Annotated in this window: 1 pseudogene; it reads left to right on the plus strand. The window is 56.2% G+C overall.

Going from position 1 to position 288, the window contains the following annotated elements:
• Positions 1–288, plus strand: a pseudogene (locus tag DEO48_RS15380) (inovirus-type Gp2 protein); the annotation flags it as partial.

Consider the following 288-nt stretch of genomic DNA (forward strand, 5'->3'; position numbering starts at 1 on the left):
ACAGCACACCGACCACCATTCGTATGTTTTTACAACAGGCCGTTGACCATTACCCACGGCTGGCTGCATTCAGCTTTACGCTGGCGTTACCGTACCGCGACAGCATGGCCGATTACCGCTCTTTAATTTTACGCTTTCACACTGAGGTCTGGCAGCGTACTGGGGCATACTCTCAGGAACGTCAGCAGGCGCGTAAGCATTCACCGCCGACGCTGTTACGCTGGGTGTGGGAGTCGGCCAGTGCTCCACAGTGCAGGATGGTGCTGCTGCTCAATCTCGATACGCTGG

Origin of the sequence: Enterobacter sp. CGMCC 5087 (genome assembly GCF_003144775.1) — a bacterium.
Lineage (GTDB): Bacteria > Pseudomonadota > Gammaproteobacteria > Enterobacterales > Enterobacteriaceae > Enterobacter > Enterobacter cloacae_M.